The sequence below is a fragment of the Amycolatopsis sp. w19 genome, from assembly GCF_051373225.1.
GTDB classification, from domain to species: domain Bacteria; phylum Actinomycetota; class Actinomycetes; order Mycobacteriales; family Pseudonocardiaceae; genus Amycolatopsis; species Amycolatopsis japonica.
In genome coordinates, this window is record NZ_JBPQFM010000001.1 from 900810 (window position 1) to 916304 (window position 15495).

The 15495-nt window shown below is 68.4% G+C and carries 18 protein-coding genes; 9 read left to right on the forward strand and 9 right to left on the reverse strand.

Annotated features, from left to right (window positions below; all coding sequences use genetic code 11):
- Positions 1 to 101: 101 nt before the first annotated feature.
- Positions 102 to 467, reverse strand: coding sequence for an RNA-binding S4 domain-containing protein (locus ACSMFO_RS04040; RefSeq protein ID WP_436456965.1), 366 nt, complete (start codon positions 465 to 467; stop codon positions 102 to 104).
- A gap of 173 nt (positions 468 to 640) precedes the next feature.
- Here ACSMFO_RS04040 and ACSMFO_RS04045 point away from each other — a divergent pair, with 173 nt between their 5' ends.
- Positions 641 to 2182, forward strand: a complete 1542-nt coding sequence (locus ACSMFO_RS04045; RefSeq protein ID WP_436456966.1) for a GMC oxidoreductase — start codon at positions 641 to 643, stop codon at positions 2180 to 2182.
- A 57-nt stretch (positions 2183 to 2239) separates the two neighbouring features.
- On the opposite strand, the gene ACSMFO_RS04050 is transcribed toward ACSMFO_RS04045, so the two are convergent.
- Together ACSMFO_RS04050 and ACSMFO_RS04055 are read right to left on the reverse strand one after the other, a co-directional pair.
- The gene (locus ACSMFO_RS04050; RefSeq protein ID WP_125733837.1) at positions 2240 to 2719 is read right to left on the reverse strand and encodes a carboxymuconolactone decarboxylase family protein; all 480 of its coding nucleotides are present in this window, start codon (positions 2717 to 2719) and stop codon (positions 2240 to 2242) included.
- Positions 2716 to 3795, reverse strand: a complete 1080-nt coding sequence (locus ACSMFO_RS04055) for an NAD(P)H-dependent amine dehydrogenase family protein (RefSeq protein ID WP_436456967.1) — start codon at positions 3793 to 3795, stop codon at positions 2716 to 2718. The genes ACSMFO_RS04050 and ACSMFO_RS04055 overlap by 4 nt, the downstream gene beginning before the upstream one ends.
- Before the next feature lie 374 nt (positions 3796 to 4169).
- On the opposite strand from ACSMFO_RS04055, the gene ACSMFO_RS04060 reads away from it, so the two are divergent.
- The gene (locus ACSMFO_RS04060) at positions 4170 to 5315 is read left to right on the forward strand and encodes a Cmx/CmrA family chloramphenicol efflux MFS transporter (RefSeq protein WP_436456968.1); all 1146 of its coding nucleotides are present in this window, start codon (positions 4170 to 4172) and stop codon (positions 5313 to 5315) included.
- Here ACSMFO_RS04060 and ACSMFO_RS04065 read toward each other — a convergent pair.
- Positions 5248 to 5883, reverse strand: coding sequence for a GNAT family N-acetyltransferase (locus ACSMFO_RS04065; RefSeq protein WP_436456969.1), 636 nt, complete (start codon positions 5881 to 5883; stop codon positions 5248 to 5250). The two genes, ACSMFO_RS04060 and ACSMFO_RS04065, sit on opposite strands and share 68 nt — an antisense overlap.
- 43 nt (positions 5884 to 5926) lie before the next feature.
- On the opposite strand from ACSMFO_RS04065, the gene ACSMFO_RS04070 reads away from it, so the two are divergent.
- Positions 5927 to 6523, forward strand: coding sequence for a formylglycine-generating enzyme family protein (locus tag ACSMFO_RS04070; RefSeq protein WP_436457070.1), 597 nt, complete (start codon positions 5927 to 5929; stop codon positions 6521 to 6523).
- Positions 6524 to 6605: 82 nt separating this feature from the next.
- Positions 6606 to 6869 (forward strand): amphi-Trp domain-containing protein, encoded by a 264-nt coding sequence (locus ACSMFO_RS04075; RefSeq protein WP_016334492.1) that lies wholly within the window; start codon positions 6606 to 6608, stop codon positions 6867 to 6869.
- A 157-nt stretch (positions 6870 to 7026) separates the two neighbouring features.
- On the opposite strand, the gene ACSMFO_RS04080 is transcribed toward ACSMFO_RS04075, so the two are convergent.
- Positions 7027 to 7752, reverse strand: coding sequence for an SDR family oxidoreductase (locus ACSMFO_RS04080; protein WP_350595736.1), 726 nt, complete (start codon positions 7750 to 7752; stop codon positions 7027 to 7029).
- Positions 7753 to 7844: 92 nt separating this feature from the next.
- On the opposite strand from ACSMFO_RS04080, the gene ACSMFO_RS04085 reads away from it, so the two are divergent.
- On the forward strand, positions 7845 to 8519 hold the full coding sequence (locus tag ACSMFO_RS04085; RefSeq protein ID WP_436456970.1) for a TetR/AcrR family transcriptional regulator: 675 nt from the start codon (positions 7845 to 7847) through the stop codon (positions 8517 to 8519).
- Position 8520: 1 nt separating this feature from the next.
- Here the strand turns inward: ACSMFO_RS04085 and ACSMFO_RS04090 are convergent, their stop codons facing one another.
- Entirely contained in the window at positions 8521 to 9369 is an 849-nt protein-coding gene (locus ACSMFO_RS04090) for a fructosamine kinase family protein (RefSeq protein WP_436456971.1), read from the reverse strand.
- Between the two features lie 99 nt (positions 9370 to 9468).
- On the opposite strand from ACSMFO_RS04090, the gene ACSMFO_RS04095 reads away from it, so the two are divergent.
- Positions 9469 to 10158 (forward strand): hypothetical protein, encoded by a 690-nt coding sequence (locus ACSMFO_RS04095; protein ID WP_436456972.1) that lies wholly within the window; start codon positions 9469 to 9471, stop codon positions 10156 to 10158.
- On the opposite strand, the gene ACSMFO_RS04100 is transcribed toward ACSMFO_RS04095, so the two are convergent.
- Complete coding sequence (locus tag ACSMFO_RS04100; RefSeq protein WP_436456973.1) at positions 10129 to 10956, reverse strand: helix-turn-helix domain-containing protein; 828 nt, start codon at positions 10954 to 10956, stop codon at positions 10129 to 10131. The genes ACSMFO_RS04095 and ACSMFO_RS04100 overlap by 30 nt on opposite strands.
- Before the next feature lie 57 nt (positions 10957 to 11013).
- On the opposite strand from ACSMFO_RS04100, the gene ACSMFO_RS04105 reads away from it, so the two are divergent.
- Positions 11014 to 11877, forward strand: a complete 864-nt coding sequence (locus ACSMFO_RS04105; protein ID WP_436456974.1) for an alpha/beta fold hydrolase — start codon at positions 11014 to 11016, stop codon at positions 11875 to 11877.
- Here ACSMFO_RS04105 and ACSMFO_RS04110 read toward each other — a convergent pair.
- Complete coding sequence (locus ACSMFO_RS04110) at positions 11874 to 12251, reverse strand: hypothetical protein (protein WP_125733829.1); 378 nt, start codon at positions 12249 to 12251, stop codon at positions 11874 to 11876. The two genes, ACSMFO_RS04105 and ACSMFO_RS04110, sit on opposite strands and share 4 nt — an antisense overlap.
- 161 nt (positions 12252 to 12412) lie before the next feature.
- Between ACSMFO_RS04110 and ACSMFO_RS04115 the strand changes: the two genes are divergently transcribed.
- Entirely contained in the window at positions 12413 to 13168 is a 756-nt protein-coding gene (locus ACSMFO_RS04115; RefSeq protein ID WP_436456975.1) for a thioesterase II family protein, read from the forward strand.
- Between the two features lie 95 nt (positions 13169 to 13263).
- Positions 13264 to 14280 (forward strand): alpha/beta fold hydrolase, encoded by a 1017-nt coding sequence (locus tag ACSMFO_RS04120; RefSeq protein WP_436456976.1) that lies wholly within the window; start codon positions 13264 to 13266, stop codon positions 14278 to 14280.
- Here ACSMFO_RS04120 and xylA read toward each other — a convergent pair.
- A complete protein-coding gene (xylA, locus tag ACSMFO_RS04125; RefSeq protein ID WP_436456977.1) occupies positions 14277 to 15446 on the reverse strand; it encodes a xylose isomerase in 1170 nt (389 codons plus the stop codon). The two genes, ACSMFO_RS04120 and xylA, sit on opposite strands and share 4 nt — an antisense overlap.
- Positions 15447 to 15495 lie beyond the last annotated feature (49 nt).

Consider the following 15495-nt stretch of genomic DNA (forward strand, 5'->3'; position numbering starts at 1 on the left):
TGACGGAAGGTGTTGCGGCGTGTACACCCGGACCCCGTCTTTATAGTTCACGTCCCTGGCGTCCGTCAACGGATGTGAATCACGTCCACGTATGTGAACGGTCAGTGCTCTCCGGAGCGGAAGCGATCGAGCACTCGACGTTCCCGTTTCGTCGGACGCCCCGCGCCCCGCTCCCGCCGCGCGACCGGTACGGCGGCCTCCGGCGGCGGCGCCGGCGTCCGGTCGATGAAACAGGTCGCCGCGTCGGCGGCACCGACCCGCTTCTGGATCACCCGCGCGACTTCCAAGATCCGCGTCGTGTCGTGAACCCGCGCACGGACCTCGTCACCCGCCACGACGGTGGTCGCGGGTTTGGCGGGTTTGCCGTTCACGCGGACATGGCCGCCACGGCAGGCCGCTGCGGCGTCCGGACGCGTCTTGGTCAGCCGGACGGCCCACAGCCAACGATCAACTCGAGTGGACTCCACAGCAGTACATAGTGGCCTATCGGCCGACTTTATTGCCACTCGGTATAGACGCAGGTATAACTTGTTCTAAATCCCTCAACGGTGAGGAAGATCACGTGAGCGACGAAACCATGTGGAGAAGCGCTTCCGGACAGTTATCACGTCGCCTCTTTATTGCTGGAACCGGTTCTATCTTGGGGGCCGCCGCCCTCGGTGGGACGGCTTCCGCGAAAAGTTCGATCGCCGACGCCGCCCGAATCCCGGCGCTCGTCATCGGCTCCGGATACGGCGGCTGTGTCGCCGCGCTCCGGCTCGCCGAAGCCGGCGTCGACGTCCACCTCGTCGAACTCGGCATGGCATGGGACACCCCGGGCACGGACGGCAAGATCTTCGCCAACACCACCAAGCCCGACTATCGCTCCTTCTGGCTGCGGACGAGGACCAAGCAGCCGTTGAGCAACTTCCTCGGCTTCCCGCTCGACAAGGACGTCCCGCGCCACACCGGGATCCTCGACGCCGAAGAGTTCAGTGGCATCACCGTCTACCAGGGCCGAGGTGTCGGCGGCGGCTCACTGGTCAACGGCGGGATGGCCGTCACGCCGAAGCGCGAGAACTTCGGGTCGGTTCTACCGACGGTCGACGCGGACGAGATGTACGGCGTCTACTACCCGCGCGCCAACGCGGGTCTCGGCGTGGCCACCATCGACCCGGACTGGTTCGAGACCGCCGAGTGCTATCAGTACGCGCGAGTCGGCCGGAAACACGCGCAGCGGTCGGGTTTCCCGTTCCTGTTCGTCCCGGACGTGTACGACTGGGACTACATGAAGAAGGAACAGGCCGGCACGGTCCCGAGGTCCGCGCTGGCCGGGGAGATCCTCTACGGCAACAACGCGGGCAAGAGGTCGTTGCAGCAGACCTATCTCCCGCGGATCAAGGCGACCGGGCGGGTGACGATCTCGGCGCTGCACCGCGTCACGTCGGTCACGCCCGCGTCCGGCGGCGGATACACCGTGGTGATGGAACAACTCGACACCGGAGGCACGGTGACGGCGACGAAGTCGGTCACCGCGGACAAGGTCTTCTTCGCGGCCGGCAGCGTCGGCACGAGCAAACTGCTGGTCAAGCTCAAGGCGACCGGCGCCCTGCCCAACCTCAACAACGAGGTCGGAAAAGGCTGGGGCGACAACGGAAACGTCATGTGCGGCCGGGCGAACCACATGTGGGACGCCACCGGGGCCCTGCAGTCGTCCATCCCCACCGCGGGGATCGACAACTGGGCGGCCGGCGGAGCGTTCGCCGAGGTCGCGCCGCTGCCCACCGGTATCGAGACCTACGCCTCGTTCTACCTGTCGATCACCAAGAACCTCAACCGCGCGACGTTCTCCTGGAACCCGAGCGCGAACAAGGTCGACCTGAACTGGCAGACCGCCTGGAAACAGCCGTCGATCGAGATGGCGAAGACGATCTTCGACAAGATCAACGCGAAGGAAGGCACGATCTACCGGACCGACCTCTTCGGCACGTACAAGATCTGGGGTGACCACCTCACCTACCACCCGCTCGGCGGCGCGGTGCTCGGCAAGGCGACCGACAATTACGGCAGGCTCCACGGCCATCCGGGGCTTTACGTGATCGACGGCGCGTTGATTCCGGGTAATACGTCGGTGAACCCGTTCGTCACCATTACCGCGCTGGCGGAAAGGAACATCGAAAAGATCGTCGCCACCGATCTGTGACGACGATCCATAATAGGCCGGGGCCGCCACCCCGGCCTATTCTTTGAACAAGCACTGTCATATCTTCGGAAGAACGCAGACGGTGTCGATGCCCAGAACGTGGTTCAGCCGTCCGAAGGCGAGCCAAGAACCGATGCTCATACTCAGTTCGACGATCTCCTTCTGGCTGTAATGCTCCGCCATCCGCTTCCAGAATTCGTCGTCGATGCCGTGGTGGTCGAGCGCGTAGCGTTCGGCGTACTCGGCGGCCAGCCGGGTCCGCTCGTCGAACGCGTCGGTGGTGCGCCACTCGGTCACCGCGTCGGCGAACTCCTCCTCGACCTTCACCCCGTCGCGTTCGGTCCGCCAGTCCAGGCAGAAGACGCAGCCGTTGATCTGCGCGATCCGCAGCCGGGCCGCCTCGAACTCGCGCAGCCCCAGCGTGGTGTGCGAGTACACCGCGAGCGAGAGATTCGACGCCGCGACGCCGATCCCGGGCACCATCTCGCCCCACACGTAACCGATCGGGTCCTTGCCCTCGGGAATGTCGATGTTCATCGCGCGCTCCTTCCGAGCTTGCCGGTGGCCGGTCGCAAGGGGACGTCGAGTGCGTCGTAGAGGCCCGGTTTCGCGTCCACGAGCCAGTCGATGGCGCCGACCAGCCTGCCGACCGCGGTCGCGTTGCCGCCGGCGGACCGGTTCTCGCCCTCGTCGGTGGCCTCGACCGAGACCTCGATCCTGGGACGGCCTTCGATGATCACCTTGTGCGCGCCGTCGCCGCTGGGCGGCATCGGCCAGTCCGGCGCGCACGAGGCGTGGATCCGGGTGACGTGCTCGACGACGATGCGGGGTTCGCCGTCCACGATCCCCTGCACTTCGAACCGGACGGCGCCTTGCGTGCCCACTTCGAACTCGCCCATCGCCCGCGTGGTCACGGTTTCCTCGAGCGGGCGGCGCTCGAGCGTCTCGCGGATCTCGTCCAGTTCGACGCCCAGACCGCGCGCGATGAGCCGGACCTGCCCGCCCCACACCATCGTGGGCACCGACGGGGCCAGCATCGGCGGCTGATAGTCCATCGGCTGCCCCATCCCGACCAGATAGCGGACGGAATCCGGCTGGTCGTAGGTGGAGTAGTCGAAGATCTCCTGGCAGCGGACCGCGTCCACGGTGGTGCCGAGCCCGCTGACCAGCAACGGCAGGATGTCGTTGCCCCAGCCGGGATCCACGCCGGACACGAACAGCGAACCGCCACCCTCGGCGATCGCCGCGAGCACCGGCTCACGCAGTTCGTCCGGCGCGTTACGCTGGTCATACAGCGCGTAGAGCGCGGGCGTCACCACCACCGCACCGGCCCGGACCGCGCGGACGATGTCGGCCAGCGCTTCGGCGGGCCGGATGTCACCTGACGCCGCGTACACCACCGCCCGTGGACCCGCCGCCAGGACCGCTTCGACGTCATCGGTCGCCGCCACACCCAGTTCGCCGTCGATCCCCGCGAGCGCGGCCGCGTCACGGCCGACCTTCGCGGGATCGTGCACGAGCACTCCGGTGAGTTCCAGCGCCGGATGCGCGTCGACGGCCCGGATGGAGGCACGGCCGATGTTGCCCGTACCCCAGACAACCGTGGGAATCATGGAGTCGAGATTAACCGAATCCAAGTGCGGTTCCCAGTACCGGAACAGTCACGAAACCGCAGGTCAAAGCGCATTACTCGGGTTCATTCGAGCGGGCAACGAAACCGTTCCGGTACGCGGAACGGGCGCCGTTTTCCCCGCGTCCGGCAATACCCGTTGGACCGGTCGCGCGACGTCTGTGTAGTGTGCGCTCTCGTGACGAGCCCCGAGTCGGACAGAACCCCGCCGCCGGTCATCCGGCGGCGAGTCTTCCTTTCCTGCCGTTAGGTCCTCTCGCCTCCCGGTGACCGGAGCGCTGTTCCGTGCGCCCGGCCGGGTTTCCTCCTGTCCAGCGCACGGCTCCTCCTGATCGCCTTTCCCATGGGAGTCGTCCGTTGCCCCTGTTCGTCTATGTCCTCGGCCTTGCCGTTTTCGCGCAAGGCACCTCTGAATTCATGGCCTCCGGTCTAGTACCGGGGATCGCCGGCGAGCTGTCCGTACCGGTGGGCGCGGCCGCCGCGCTGACCTCGGCCTACGCCGTCGGAATGATCGTCGGCGCTCCCGCGATGGCCGTGCTCAGCGCGCGCTGGCCCCGGCGCCGGGCGTTGGCCGGGTTCCTGGCCGCTTTCGTCGTCGTGCACGTCATCGGCGCCGTCACGACGAGCTTCCCGCTGCTGTTCGGCACCCGGGTCGTCGCGGCGGTGGTCAACGCCGGTTTCCTCGCCGTGGCGATGCCGGTCGCGGTCGCTCTGGCGCCACAAGGGAAACAGGCGCGGGCGACCGCGATCCTGTTGGCGGGCATCACGTTGTCGTGTGTGGCCGGAGTACCCGCGGGCGCCGTGCTCGGCGATCTCGCGGGCTGGCGCTCCGCGTTCTGGGCGGTGGCCGCGTTGTGCCTTCCCGCGCTGGTGCTGGTGTTCCGTTCGGCACCCTCCGGCGCGGCGACGCCGCCCGAAGTCTCGATCAGGCGCGAAGCGCGCGAACTGAAAGCGCGTCCCGTCCGTCAGTCGATGCTCTTGGCCGCGTTGGTCAATGGTGCGACCTTCGCGACGTTCGCCTTCCTCGCGGTCATCGCGACGGACGTCGCGGATCTTCCGGCCGGCGCGGTTTCCGGGCTGCTGGCGGCGTTCGGCGTCGGCGCTTTCCTCGGTGTCACGGTGGCGGGCCGCACGGGCGATGGTGAACTCCGGCGCGGTCTGGTGCTCGCGTTGTGCGCCTTGCCGGTGGGCTGGGCCGCTCTCGCGGCCACCGGCGCGCACCCGATCGCGTTGTTCGTCCTGGCGACCGTCCAAGGTGGACTGTCGTTCGGCTGTGGTTCCGCGCTCGTGGCCCGGGTCATGCACGTGACTCCCGGAGCTCCGACGCTCGGGGGTTCGTTCGCGACGGTCGCGCTCAACGTCGGCGCGTTCCTCGGGCCGGTCCTCGCGGGTTTCGTCACGGAGTCGACGGCCGACTACCGCTACGCCATCTGGATCAGTGCGGCGATCGCGCTTGTCCCGCTTCCGTTCGTTCTGCGGAAGAGGTCGCCGGTCCGTTCCTGAGCCGCGCGTGCAGGTGGACGTCGTGCCACCCGTCGACGTGCAACATCGATGAGCGCAGCGTGCCTTCGAGTTCGTACCCGGCCTTGCCCGCGACGCGGCACGAGGCGGCGTTCGCGGTGGAATGCAGGAGGAACAGCCGGTTCAGCCGCACGGTTTCGAACGCCCACCGCGTCAACGCCGCCACCGCGTCGCCCGCGATCCCCGCGCCGCGGGCGGCCGGGAGAACCCAGTAGGACAGTTGCGCCGACGCCTCGAAGAGCGAGATCGCGCGAAGACCGACCTGCCCGACCGGCCGGTCTTCGCGCGCGTCGACCACGGCCCAGCTCGCGTCGGTCTCGTCCGTCCAGCGCCGTTCCCAGCTCGCGATCCACTCGCGGGCCTCGTCCGCCCCGTCGATACGGCGGACATGCCAGCGCTGGATGACGGGGCAGGCGAAGGCGGATTCGACGTCCTCCGCGTCGTCAGCGCACCAGGGTCGCAACACCAGCCTGTCGTCGACGATCAGACACGGCTGCCGGGCCGAGCGGAAGGTACCGGCGGGGAGAGCGGGCTCGATGAGCAGAGGCACGCGCCCATCATGGCGGGTCCGGCTGGGTAACATCGGCCGGACCATGGAGATGATCACCGTCCCGGCAGGCCGGGCGACGCTGGCGGACCGGCGGACGCAGCGGAGCTGGACCGTCGATGTCGCGTCGTTCCTGCTCGGCCCGGTTCCGGTCACCCAGGAGACCGGACGGCTTCCCCTCGTCGACGTCTCCTGGCAGGACGCGCTCCTGTTCTGTAACGCCCTGTCCGAACGCGAGGGTCTGACTCCCGTCTATGAGCTGGATTCGCCGACCTGGGACCGGTCCGCGAACGGCTACCGCCTGCCCACCGAAGCGGAATGGGAACACGCCTGCCGCGCCGGCACGACCGGCCCCCGTTACGGACCACTCGACGAGATCGCCTGGTACCGCGGGAACTCGGCGGAGTCCGTGCACGACGTCGGCGGGAAGGCGCCCAACGCGTGGGGCCTGCACGACATGCTCGGCAATGTCTGGGAATGGTGCTGGGACGTCTACGACGCCGAGGTGTACGGCGAGTACAGAGTGTTGAAGGGCGGGGGCTGGTTCGACGAGCAGTGGAGCTGCCGGGCCTCGGTGCGGCGTCGCAGCCACCCCACGTTCCGCGTCGACGACGTGGGCTTCCGCCTCGCCCGGTCACTGTGACCCCGGCCTCTCGCAGGTGTCGATCACCCGATTGAATGACGCCAGGACACCCGGCCAGGGTGTCGGACCTCTGGAGGAAACCGTGACCGGAACCGCTCCCCGAGACGTCGAACGCGTCTACTCCACCGCCGACGTCGTCGCGAAACTGCGCAGGCTCGCCGACGCGCTCGAGTCCGAGACCTCGTTCCGCATCCAGATCGCCGGGGAACGGTTCCGCGTCCCCGCCCGCGCGCAGTTCTCGATCGAGCACGAGCGCGGTGACGGTGAGGAAGAGGTCGAGTTCCAGCTGAAGTGGAAGATCGAGGAGACCGACTCGGACGACGACGCCGAGGGCACCGTCGTCTGACCTTTCTGTCCACAAAGGACAAATTGTGAGCCCAAGGGGGCCCCGAGCGTCGGCGATGCAGCCTCCGCTGACGTTGTGAAAGCCACTTTCGCAACCTTCAACGTTGCGAAAGTGGCTTTCACAACCTGTCTAACCGCCTTCACCACTCACGAGGGCCTCAGACGATACCGCCGTTGGCGCGAAGGACCTGCCCGTTGACCCACCGCGCCGGACCGGCGAGGAACGAGACGACCTCGGCGATGTCGGACGGGGTGCCGAGGCGTTCGAGCGGGGGCTGCGCCGCCATGCTCGCGATGGTCGCCTCGTCCTTGCCGTCGAGGAACAGCGCCGTGGCGGTCGGGCCGGGGGCGACCGCGTTCACGGTGATGTCGCGGCCGCGCAGTTCGCGGGCGAGGACCAGCGTGACGGCTTCGACGGCGCCCTTCGTGGCGGCATAGGCGGCGTATCCCGGCAGGGCGAGACCGAGCACCGAAGTCGAAAAATTGATGATCGCGCCGCCGTCGCGCACGCGGCGGGCGGCCTGCTGGTCGACCACGAAGGTGCCGCGGATATTGGTGCGGTGCAACCGGTCCAGCCGGTCGAGATCCAGTTCGGCCACCGGCGCGAGGTACATGATTCCCGCCGCGTGGACCACGACGTCGACACCGCCGAACGTCTTCTCCGCGATGTCGAAGACGGCCGCGACGGCTTGCTCGTCGGCGACGTCGGCCTGGGCCGCGATCGCCTGGCCGCCCCTGCCGGTGATCGCGTCGACCGCGGCCTGCGCCTCGTCCTTGTTGCCGCCGTACACGACGACGACCGCGAATCCATCCGACGCGAGCCGCTCCGCGGATTCCCTGCCGATGCCCCGCGACCCGCCGGTGACGATCGCTACGCGTGCCATGACTTGCTCCCATCAGGCGTTTCCATTGATAACGAGATCACAGTATCACCGATATCGAACCACTGCTACCGGACGAGTGTTATCGTCGATACATGACGTTGACGACGAAAGACCGGTTGGTCCGCGCGGCCGCGGAGCTGCTGCGGGAGGGCGGACGCGAGGCGTTGTCGACGCGTGCGGTCAGCGCCGCCGCCGGAGTGCAGGCGCCCACGCTCTACCGGACCTTCGGCGACAAGGACGGGCTGCTCGACGCAGTCGCCACGTATGGCTTCAAGAGCTACCTGGAGGGGAAGCACGCCCTCGGCGAGACCGACGACCCGGTGGGCGACCTGCGGCGAGGCTGGGACCTGCACGTCGAGTTCGGCCTGCAGCAGCCCGCCTTCTACATGCTCATGTACGGCGAGCCCCGCGTCCGCGAAGCCCGCCGGGAGGCGGACGCGATCCTCCGCCGGATCGTCGGCCGCATCGCCGAGGCCGGCAGGCTGCGCGTCCCGGTCGAACAGGCCGCGCAGCTGGTGCACGCGACCGGCATGGGCGTGATCCTCTCGTTCCTCGCCAGCCCGCCCGACCAACGCGACCCGGACCTGATCGTCGCCGCGCGCGAACATGTCATCGCGGCCATCACCACCGACAGCGCGGACGAGGCGTCGGACGTCCCCAGCCGTGCGATCGCGCTCAAAGCCGCGCTGGAGAAGGAACACGGGGACGTACTGACCCCGGCCGAGCACGCGATGCTCGCCGAATGGCTCGACCGCCTCGCGCGGTGACCTACCGGCCGACGGCCTTCGCCGCCGCGACCGCCTGACCGGCGTACGACCGTCCGAAAAGGACAGTGTGGACCAGGAGCGGGAACAGCTGGTGCGCGCCGATCCGGTCGGTCCAGCCGTCGGCGAGCGGGGCGACCTCCTGGTAGGCGGCGAGCACCCGGTCGAGCAACGGGCAGCCGAACAACTGCAGCATGGCTAGATCGGTTTCGCGGTGACCGCCGTGCGCCGCCGGATCGATGAGCGAGGCTTCGACAGGCCCCCACAGCACGTTGCCGTTCCACAGGTCGCCATGCAGGCGCGCCGGAGGTTCCGCCACTTCCGGGAGCCGCGCGCAGGCCCGCTCGATGACTGCGGCCTCGTCAGCGTTCAGAGTGCCCTCGTCGACCGCGCGACGGACATAGGGCAGGACTCGATACTCGGCGTACCACCGCGACCAGTCGTTTCCTGGCGTGTTCTTCATCGGGGCCAGGCCGATCCACGCGTCGACGGGGCCGTCCGGCGGCGCCGCGCCGAACGCGGGCGCGCCCGCCGCGTGCAGTGCCGCGAGCCCTCGCCCCAACCGCTCCGCGGCGTGATGCGTCGGCCGCCCTCCGCCCACCAGATCCGTGACCATCCACTCGTCGTCGTGGCCGCGCACTTCGGGCACCCGCACGGCACCGGGCTCCCCCAGCCACCGCAGGCCAGCGGCCTCCGCGGGTATCGCGTTCCGGGCATGGCCCCGTTTGACGACCACGGTGTCGCCGCTGTCCAGCACCACTTCGGTCACCCCGCTCGAGAGGCTTCTCTGCCCGGAGACGGCGCGTCCGGTGATCCTCGTGGCAGCCTCGGCAGGCGGCGAAACCTGGGTCATGTCCGCAACCTACCTCCGCCGATCGGGTGAACGCTCGTTGGCTAAAGTGCACTTCGGGGGAAATCCAAATGTTTTCACTTTTCCGAGGGGAGATCGGTCGTGCCCACACGTCCGATAGTTCGTCATGCCGTCGTCGCCGCGATGCTCGGTGCCGCGCTGGTCGGCTGCACGCCACCGCAGAACGTCGGTCAGGCCCGGAGCGCCGGCGCCACCACTTCCGGCGAGACGTCGGCCAGTGAACCGACGACGACGCCGAAGCCGTATCTCACCACCACGCCGACCCTGGAGGTCACCGGCGAGGCGGTCAAACCGGGTACGAAGCTCAAATTCGGCGAGCAGGCGATCATCCCGTTCTACAGCCACTACGCGAAAGGGGTCATCGGGCTGACGGTCACCGTGGAATCGGTCAAAGCGCCCGACGCCGACATCGACGGCCTGCCGCTCAAGGATGAGGACAAGGCGAAGCTGCGGGGCAAGAACTTCTTCTTCGTCCGCGAAAAGCTCACCAACGTCGACGGCTCCAACATGGCCGAGGTGTACACCCCGATCCTCAGTGCGAAGACCAAGAGCGGCGGCTGGCCGGGTTCACTTCTGGGCATGGGCGACGCCGACGTCACCGGGTGCGAGGACCAGAATTTCGCACCGAAGGACTTCTCGACCATGGGCGCGGTCTTCGAGTCCTGCCGTCTGCACTTCGGGGTCGCGTCCGATCCGATCACGTCGCTGTCGTACACCTCGCAGCCTTACGAAAGCGCTGATTCACGCGCCGTCACGTGGCGGAACAAATAGCCCAGCCGGTTTCCCGGCCTCGGTCGGGCTGCATCCGGTCAACGCCCGGAACTCCCGGACGAGATGCGCCTGATCGCTGTAGCCGCCCAGGTGCGCGACCTCGGCCCACGGAAGGGACGACGCCCGGCTCATCAACGCCAGCACCCGATTGAGCCGGGCGATCCGCCCGGCCGTGCGGGGGTTCAGCCCGATCTGTTCGCGAAACCGGGCGTTGAGATGCTGCCTGCTCCAGCCGATCTGGTCCGCGAGAGCGTCGATGCGGACCGGGCCCGCCGAAAGCCGGTCCCACGCGTGCCGGACCGGGGCGGCCAGCACGGGACCGCGAGCCAGCTTCGCCGCGAGATATTCGTCCAGCAGCCGGAATCTCTCCGCCCAGTCCGCCGCCTCGGCCAGCCGTTCGGTCAACGCCCCGACCGGCAGAAGCGCGGACGCCGCGACCACCGAATTCGTCAGTTCCCGCAACGGAATCCCGAACAACGCGTACGCGCCGAGCGGGGTCAGGGTGACCACGATCCCGCGCGAAGCCCCGGTCTGTTCGACACGCAACGGCCGGTCTCGCAGCCCCAGAACCGGCGAATCGGGAACCTCGGCACCGCGGGCAGGGGCGTCGAGGTCGATCATCCAGGTGAGCACGGACAACGGGGTGATCTGCCAGGAGTTCGCGCCCGCGTCGGGGAGGTCGTGCGCGACGTAGCTCGCCACGTGGGCGGCCAGCGCGGGATGGGGCCACCGGAGAACCCGCTCGCCGGGTGCGCGGGCGATATCCCGCCGCGGCACCACGAGACCCCACCCGCCCATGCCTTCACCTTACTTTCGTTCAAGACCGGAAACGCGGCTTTGCCTAGCGTTCCGCTCATGCGGAAAATCGGGGGTTTCAAAAATCCGGCGGCCGAGGAGCACTACTTCGCCGCCTATGACCGCGCCATGGCCGAGTGCCCGGAGCCGGACGCGGTCTTCGACGTCGAAACGCACCATGGCACCACGCGGGTCTACCGCTACGGGAACGACGGCACGCCGATCGTTCTCTTGCCGGGGCTCATGGCCACTTCCGCCTGTTTCGCGACCCTGATCCCCGCTTTGGCGGAGCGACACTCGGTCTACGCGATCGACACCCTCGGCGAAGCGGGCCGAAGCGTGCATAAGGCCCCGTTCAAAGACATCCGCGACCGGGCGAGCGCTCTGAACGACGTCTTCGAGAACCTGGGACTGACCGACGTGCATCTCGTGGGCGGTTCGACCGGTGGCTGGCACGCGGTCAACCAGGCGATCCACGCGCCCGGAAGACTCGCGTCCATCGGATTGCTGGACGCCACCACCGTTTCGGCGCCGTTCTCCCGGCGCGTGTCCTGGTACGGCTTGCCAGTGGCCGTACTCGACAACGATCGCCTGTGGCGGCGGTTCGTCGCGTGGACCGCCGGAGAGGACGTCCTCGACCAGCCCGCCGCCCGGCTGATCCTCGCCGGGATCCGGTGCTATCGCGCCCGGGTGCCGTTCCAGGTTCGCCCGAACGAAGCCGCGTTACGGTCCGTCGAAGTGCCCACGTTCGCCCTGTTCGGCGGACGCAGCGTCGTGCACGATCCGGTCACCGCCGCCACACGACTCGAAAGCCTCGTCCCCCATGCCGACGTCGAGATCCTGCCGGACGCCGGTCACTATCTCTATCTCCGCCCGCCGGATCGCGACCGGATCATCGAGCGCGTCCTCGGCCGGTCCGGTTAAGCGGCCCGAGCACCGAAACGGCGGCGCGCGGCGGCCAGGCTGGCCCGGCACGCGGCGATCAGCCGGGCGGAGGCGGCGCTCTCGCCGTGGCCGCACCGCGGGCAGAACATCGTGACGTCGCCGGACAATTCGTCGATGGAGACGGTCAACGCGGTCGCGCACGAACGGCACCAGCGGTGCCGCGTGATCGGGTTGACGTGCAGCGGCGAAGCCACGCATTGGTGGATCCAACGGCCGTGCACGTGGCAGGTCAGCCGGTCGTCCGGGGACAGGCGGCCGACGTCTTCCGCGTCGTCCTCCATCGCCAGCAGAACCGGCAGGGTGCGGCTCACCGGGTTCAGCCGCGTGGTCGAGGCCAGTGTCGTGGTGTTCATCGCTTTCTCCTTCCGGCTCTTATCAAGACGTCGAACAGGAAGTGCCAGATACGACACGGCCGGGCATCTTTTCCCGAAGAGCTCCCCCTCGTGGGTGAATTGATCTTGGTCGAATCCGAACCGTTACCCCATTCGGGTTAATGGCGCGTATCTTTCGGATCATGACGGCCGCACTCGTTCCACTGTCCACATCAGACAGTCGTGGCCGCGGCTACCTGGTGTTTCCGCCCGCCGGCGGCACGCTGCGCGCGTTCGACCCGCTCGCCGGCGCGGCCGATGCGGACGTTCGGGGCGTCGAATACCCCGGACACGGGGGAAGGCTCGCGGAGCCGCCGGCTTCCGCCGTCGAAGAACTCGCCGCGCAGTCCGCCGCCGCGATGCCGACGGCCTGGTTCAGCCGCTCCGTGACCATCGGATTCGGCATGGGCGCCTTCGTCGCGTTGGAAACGGCTCAACGGCTGGGTGTGTCGCCTCGCGCGCTGATCGTCGTGGACGCGTGCGCCCCGCAACGGCGTTCGCCGGACAAGAACGCCAAAGCGGGGGCCTCGGCGATGGGGCGGGTGTTCGGCCGCACCGGGCTCACCCCCGTCGCGGGCTACCGCGATTCGCCCGAAAGCTGGGAGTACGCCCTGGACCTGCTGCTCGGCGATCTCCAGTTGCTGAACGCCTACCGCGGGCCCGCCAAGACCCAGCTCCCGTGCCCGATCGCGGCGATCCGCGGCACCGACGATCCCGCGTCCGCTTCGGGCGACGACGCCACGGGCGGCTGGCGGGTGTGGACGTCCGGTCCGTTCGTGGGCCGCGTCGTCCCCGGCGGATACCTGGGCGTTCTCGAATCCGGCCGGGAGGCCGAGTTCTGGGCGCGGATCCGCCGTCTGGAAGCGGCCTTCGTGGCCGCCGAGCCGGAAGTGGCCTAGGGCGACTTACACCGGTGACGTCGTCCGACGGTCGCCGCGCCCGGAGCCGTCCCCTTAATTTCGTCCCGTACCAGGCGTTTCGCGGGAGGAATCAGATGCTCAGCAGGAGAAGGTTCGCGCAGGCCGTCGTCGCCGCGACAGCGGGTGCCACCGTGGCGGGCTGCTCGGCCCAGCCCGCGGCGGCACCGATGGCCGCGCCAGCCACGACCGGCGGAAACACCTCGTTCGGCCCGCTCAAGCAGATCGACGCCGGAGAACTGAGCATCGGTTACGCCGAAGCCGGCCCCGCCGACGGCCCGGTGGTGGTCCTCCTGCACGGCTGGCCCTACGACATCCACAGCTACGTCGACGTCACCCCACGCCTGGTCGCGGCCGGGTACCGGGTGATCGTGCCGTTCCTGCGCGGCTACGGGCCGACGCGGTTCCTGTCGAAGGACACGTTCCGCAACGGCCAGCAGTCCGCGATCGCGGCCGACATCGTCGCACTGCTGGACGCGCTCAAGATCGAGAAGGCCGTCTTCGGTGGCTTCGACTGGGGCGCCCGCACGGCCGTGATCATCGCCGCGCTGTGGCCCGAGCGGTGCAAGGCGCTCGTGTCGGTGAGCGGCTACCTGGTGACCAACCGGGAGACGAACAAGCAGCCGCTCTCCCCCGCCGCCGAACTCGGCTGGTGGTACCAGTACTACTTCGCCACCGAGCGCGGCATCCTCGGCTACACGAAGAACCGGCACGACTTCAACAAGCTGATCTGGAAGATCGCGTCGCCGAAGTGGACCTTCGACGACGCGACCTACGACCGTTCGGCGGCCTGTTTCGACAACCCGGACCACGTGGCCATCGTGATCCACAACTACCGGTGGCGGCTGAGTCTCGCCGAGGGCGACCCGAAACTCGACGCCCTCGAACAGAAGCTCGCGCAGGGTCCGGCGGTTTCGGTGCCCACCATCACGATCGGCAGCGACTTCGACGGCCCGAACACCGACGGCAAGGCGTACCGGTCGAAGTTCTCCGGCAAGTACGAGCACCGCGTCCTGAACGGCATCGGCCACAATGTGCCGCAAGAGGCGCCGGAGGAGTTCGCCAAGGCCGTCCTCGACGTCGACCGGTTCTAGCGGGCCCCGGTGAGGTGTTCGAGGGCCAGCTGGGACAGGCGGATGAAGCCGTAACCGCGTTCCGCCGCCTTGTCCGGATCGAAGTCCTCGAACGCCGACCGGTCCGCCAGCAGATCCGCCGCCGTCTCGCCCTCGTTCAGTGTCGACGTCGCGAGCTCGGGGACCAGGGCGGCGTCCAGCGCGGCCCGCACCTCGGGATCGGCACGGAAGGCGCGGGCACGTTCGGCGAACAGGAGATAGCTGGCCATGTTCGCCTCGGCGCTGGCCCACACACCGTCCATGTTCTCCGTGCGCAGCGGCTTGTAGTCGAAGTGGCGCGGCCCGTCGTAGCCGCCGTGCTCCAGCAGATCGACCAGGAAGAACGACGACAGCACGTCGCCGTGGCCGAACACGAGGTCCTGGTCGAACCGCGGGCCGCGCTGGCCGTTGAGGTCGATGTGGAACAGCTTGCCCTGCCACAGCGCCTGCCCGATGCCGTGGACGATGTTGAGCCCGGCCATCTGCTCATGCCCGACCTCGGGGTTCACGCCGACGATCTCGTGGTTGTCGAGGGTGGAGATGAACGCGAGCGCGTGGCCGATGGTCGGCAACAGGATGTCGCCGCGAGGTTCGTTCGGCTTCGGTTCGAGCGCGAGCCGGAGGCCGTAGCCCTGGTCGAGGACGTACTGGGCGAGGAAGTCGATGCCCTCGCGGTAGCGGTCCATCGCCGCGCGGACGTCCTTCGCGGCGTCCGTCTCGCTGCCTTCGCGGCCGCCCCACAGCACGAACGTCGACGCGCCGAGTTCGGCGGCGAGGTCGAGGTTCCGCAGCACCTTCCGCAGCGCGTAGCGGCGGACGTCACGATCGTTGCTGGTCAGGCCGCCGTCCTTGAAGACGGGGTGGCTGAACAGGTTCGTGGTCACCATCGGGACCACGAGGCCGGTCTCGGCGAGCGCGCCCTGGAAGCGTTTCAGCTGCCGCGCGCGGTCGTCGTCGGCCGAACCGAACGGAACGAGGTCGTCGTCGTGGAAGGTGATCCCCCACGCGCCGAGGTCCGAGAGGCGGTGCACGGCTTCGACCGGGTCGAGCGGGGGGCGGCTCGCCGGGCCGAACATGTCGTTCGCCTGCCAGCCCACGGTCCACAGCCCGAAGCTGAACTTGTCCTCACGCGTCGGTGCCTGAGCCATCTCGCCTCCTATTAGTTTGATGCCTGAACTTATCGACGCCCGACCCGGC

Excerpts from the sequence above, each read along its gene's own strand:
- ACSMFO_RS04115 (WP_436456975.1), top strand. The coding sequence starts at position 12,413 with ATGACGGCCGCACTCGTTCCACTGTCCACATCAGACAGTCGTGGCCGC.
- ACSMFO_RS04050 (WP_125733837.1), bottom strand. The coding sequence starts at position 2,719 with ATGAACATCGACATTCCCGAGGGCAAGGACCCGATCGGTTACGTGTGG.
- ACSMFO_RS04070 (WP_436457070.1), top strand. The coding sequence starts at position 5,927 with ATGGAGATGATCACCGTCCCGGCAGGCCGGGCGACGCTGGCGGACCGG.
- ACSMFO_RS04120 (WP_436456976.1), top strand. The coding sequence starts at position 13,264 with ATGCTCAGCAGGAGAAGGTTCGCGCAGGCCGTCGTCGCCGCGACAGCG.
- ACSMFO_RS04055 (WP_436456967.1), bottom strand. The coding sequence starts at position 3,795 with ATGATTCCCACGGTTGTCTGGGGTACGGGCAACATCGGCCGTGCCTCC.
- ACSMFO_RS04080 (WP_350595736.1), bottom strand. The coding sequence starts at position 7,752 with ATGGCACGCGTAGCGATCGTCACCGGCGGGTCGCGGGGCATCGGCAGG.
- ACSMFO_RS04085 (WP_436456970.1), top strand. The coding sequence starts at position 7,845 with ATGACGTTGACGACGAAAGACCGGTTGGTCCGCGCGGCCGCGGAGCTG.
- ACSMFO_RS04100 (WP_436456973.1), bottom strand. The coding sequence starts at position 10,956 with ATGGGCGGGTGGGGTCTCGTGGTGCCGCGGCGGGATATCGCCCGCGCA.
- xylA (WP_436456977.1), bottom strand. The coding sequence starts at position 15,446 with ATGGCTCAGGCACCGACGCGTGAGGACAAGTTCAGCTTCGGGCTGTGG.
- ACSMFO_RS04105 (WP_436456974.1), top strand. The coding sequence starts at position 11,014 with ATGCGGAAAATCGGGGGTTTCAAAAATCCGGCGGCCGAGGAGCACTAC.
- ACSMFO_RS04110 (WP_125733829.1), bottom strand. The coding sequence starts at position 12,251 with ATGAACACCACGACACTGGCCTCGACCACGCGGCTGAACCCGGTGAGC.
- ACSMFO_RS04090 (WP_436456971.1), bottom strand. The coding sequence starts at position 9,369 with ATGACCCAGGTTTCGCCGCCTGCCGAGGCTGCCACGAGGATCACCGGA.